Origin of the sequence: Oceanimonas marisflavi, assembly GCF_003049725.1 — a bacterium.
Lineage (GTDB): Bacteria > Pseudomonadota > Gammaproteobacteria > Enterobacterales > Aeromonadaceae > Oceanimonas > Oceanimonas marisflavi.
Window position 1 is genome coordinate 1 of sequence record NZ_QAGM01000047.1, and the last position, 2,989, is coordinate 2,989.

Here is a 2,989-nt window from a genome sequence, read left to right on the forward strand (position 1 = left end):
GGGGACTGGGGACTGGGGACTGTGGACTGGGGACTGGGGACTGGGGACTGGGGTAAATTGTAGGCCGGGTTTTACACCCGGCAAAACTTCCAGTTCTTCAAGCGGTTCGGAATGTTGTGAATTCGCTGCGCTCATCGCCAACCTGCGCACTGACAGCTTCCAGCTTAAGGCTTCAAGCTCCCCGAAGGGGTCATTTGTCGTCCTTGCGTTCAGCCTCGCCTTCAAAAGTAACGCCCTTTTTATCGTTACCCTCATCATCCACACGGGTTTCGCTGTGATAGTAATACTCGGCGGTAAAGGTATGGCCCTTGTCGCCGCGTACATGGGCCCGGGACAGAAAACGCTCCGCCAGCGCGGCACGCACCGGCGGCAGCAGCAACAGCACGCCAGCAAAGTCGGTGACAAAGCCCGGCAGCAGCAGCAACACGCCGCTCAGCGCCAGCATCATGCCCGAGACCATCTCCCGGGCCGGGGTTTCACCCCGGTTCACCTTTTCCTGGGCTTCCATCAGGGTCTGCAGGCCCTGAATGCGCACCAGGCTGATGCCGATAATGGCGGTCAGCAGGATCAGTGCTATGGTGCTCCAGGCGCCGATGGCCGAACCCACCTCGATAAACACAAAAATTTCCAGCAGGCCAGCACCAATCAAAAACAACAGTATTCTGCCCACGATCACCTCTTTTTGCCGTTAACGGCTTACAATGGGGTCAAATTCAGGAAATGGGGACGCACCGGCCCGTTTTCAAATGCCAATGTGCCCTCATCAATCAAGGAAAATATAAATGAAACCAGCTCTGCTGGCGGCAGCCCTGGCCGGACTGCTGCTGATGCTCACCCCCTTTGTTCTGGAGCACCTTGCGCCAAGCCCCGCCACCGGCAACGATGTGCTGCCGGTAGAGCAGGCCTTTGTGCTCAGCCACCGACGGGACGGGGACGAGCTGCACGTCAGCATAGATATCGCCCCCGGAGCCTACCTGTACCGGCATAAACTCGCAGCCGAAGGCCAGGACGTAACCCTGGGCGACTGGTCGCCGCCGGCGGGCGAGCCCCACCAGGACGAGTATTTTGGCCACAGCGAAATCTACCGCGAGCAACTGACCCTGACCCTGCCGCTGCGCCAGGCCGCCGACGGCGGGCAGGTCATGCTGCATTATCAGGGCTGCACCACCGGCCTGTGCTACCCGCCCCAGCGACAGGCCCTGACGATGCCATGAATCAGGCTAACTGGTATCTCTACCTGATGCGCTGCCGCGATGGCAGCCTCTATGGCGGCATCAGCCTGGATCCCGAGCGGCGCTGCCTTGAACACAACCGGGTTCGCAGCCGCGCCTCCCGTTATGTGTGGGCACGCCGCCCGGCAGAACTGGTGTGGCGGCAGCCGGTAACCGACAAGGTCACGGCGCTGAAGCTGGAATACCGCCTCAAGCGCCTGCCCAGAAAACAAAAGGAGCAGTTGCTGGCTCACCCCGAAGGCTGGCGGCAACTGCTCCTCACAGACCCGGGTGCCGCTGCGGGCACCCCGTCATTCCTTACTGCTGAGTAGCCTCGTCTTCCGACTTGGCGGCCACGGCTTCTTCGGCGTCGCCGGCCTTTTCAATGTCCAGCAGCTCCACCTCAAAGATCAGCACAGCGTTGCCGGGAATGGTGCCGGCACCGGTTTCACCGTAGGCCAGGGCAGACGGAATATAGAACTTGTACTTGGCGCCCACCGGCATCAGCTGCACGCCTTCGGTCCAGCCCGGAATCACCTGATTGAGAGGGAAGCTGGCCGGCTCGCCGCGCTCGACCGAGCTGTCGAACTGGGTGCCGTCGATCAGGGTGCCGGTGTAGTGCACGGTCACCACGTCTTCGGCGGCAGGCTTGTCACCCTCGCCTTCAGACAGCACTTCATACTGCAGACCGGACTCGGTCACCTGCACACCGTCACGCTGGGCGTTTTCTTTCAGAAAATCCTCGCCTTCCTTCAGGGTGGCGGCGGCCTCTTCCTTGGTTTTGGCTTCAATCAGCTCGTTGATATGGGTGTCATAGGCCATCAGAGCCTGCTGCACTTCCTCGTCGGTCATTTGGCCTTCGTCGCCAAAGCCGTCTTTCACGCCCTGCAGAATCGTCTCGTTATTCAGGCTGACGCCCAGCTCCTGCTGTTTTTCCAGGGTTGAGCCGATATAACGCCCCATGGACAGACCGATGGCATAAGCGGACTTGTCCTCGAAGCTGTTCAGCTCTACCGCGTTTTCGGCGGCCGGAGCAGCGGTGTCCGCCTGCTTTTCATTACAACCACTCAAACCCGCCATCACGGCGGTTGCCAGCAAGCTGACCTGTAACAGTTTTTTCATTATCAACTCCGAGTCGGGTGCACAGACACCTTGGAAAATGAGAGACTTATACTCAAGGATTTATACTAACCTTGCAACTTGCCCATGCGAAACCCCTTCTCGCCAAAAACCCGCTTCGGTCTGCTCAGTGCGGCAATCATTGTCCTGAGGCGTTCGTGCTGGTGCCGAACCGGGTGAGATACGGGCGCTGACCAACAGAGAAAACCATGATGAATGACGAACTGCTGCACCGGCTGGAGCAGCTGGAAACCCGACTGGCCTTTCAGGATGACACCATAGAGCAGCTCAATCAGGAGATCACCGCACAGGGCAGTGAGATCGCCCGCCTCAAGCTGCAGCTCAGCCTGCTGAGCAAAAAATTCAAGGAAATTCAGCCCGGCCAGGTCGCCAGCCAGGCAGAAGAAACCCCGCCGCCGCATTATTGAGAAAGAGTAAGGGGTGAGGGGTGAGGGGGCAGAGGTAAGGAGTGAGGAGTGAGGAAGTTCTTCTAACTCTTCGCCCCTCACTCCTCACTAACGGCCCGGCCCTTAGAACCTGTTTGAAATCTTTCGCCAATAGCCGATACTGGACGGATGAAACGAAAAACATACCCCAGCGACATTACGCGAGCACAATTTGAAGCCGTCAGACCGTTATTGGAACAGGCCAGTAAGCGC

At 58.9% G+C, this 2,989-nt stretch carries 5 protein-coding genes; 3 read left to right on the forward strand and 2 right to left on the reverse strand.

The window, feature by feature from the left end:
* Positions 1-190: 190 nt before the first annotated feature.
* Positions 191-670 carry an FxsA family protein gene (locus DA373_RS15895; RefSeq protein WP_232821390.1) on the reverse strand — a complete coding sequence of 160 codons (480 nt, stop codon included), beginning with the start codon at positions 668-670 and terminating at the stop codon, positions 191-193.
* 112 nt (positions 671-782) lie between these two features.
* On the opposite strand from DA373_RS15895, the gene DA373_RS15900 reads away from it, so the two are divergent.
* Together DA373_RS15900 and DA373_RS15905 are read left to right on the forward strand one after the other, a co-directional pair.
* Positions 783-1,214 carry a protein-disulfide reductase DsbD domain-containing protein gene (locus DA373_RS15900; RefSeq protein ID WP_107853247.1) on the forward strand — a complete coding sequence of 144 codons (432 nt, stop codon included), beginning with the start codon at positions 783-785 and terminating at the stop codon, positions 1,212-1,214.
* Positions 1,211-1,543: a GIY-YIG nuclease family protein gene (locus DA373_RS15905; RefSeq protein WP_107853248.1), complete on the forward strand. Its 333-nt coding sequence runs from the start codon at positions 1,211-1,213 to the stop codon at positions 1,541-1,543. The genes DA373_RS15900 and DA373_RS15905 overlap by 4 nt, the downstream gene beginning before the upstream one ends.
* Here the strand turns inward: DA373_RS15905 and fkpA are convergent.
* Complete coding sequence (gene fkpA, locus DA373_RS15910) at positions 1,530-2,333, reverse strand: FKBP-type peptidyl-prolyl cis-trans isomerase (protein ID WP_107853249.1); 804 nt, start codon at positions 2,331-2,333, stop codon at positions 1,530-1,532. The genes DA373_RS15905 and fkpA overlap by 14 nt on opposite strands.
* A gap of 209 nt (positions 2,334-2,542) precedes the next feature.
* Here fkpA and DA373_RS15915 point away from each other — a divergent pair, with 209 nt between their 5' ends.
* Complete coding sequence (locus DA373_RS15915; protein WP_107853250.1) at positions 2,543-2,758, forward strand: SlyX family protein; 216 nt, start codon at positions 2,543-2,545, stop codon at positions 2,756-2,758.
* Positions 2,759-2,989: the final 231 nt, after the last annotated feature.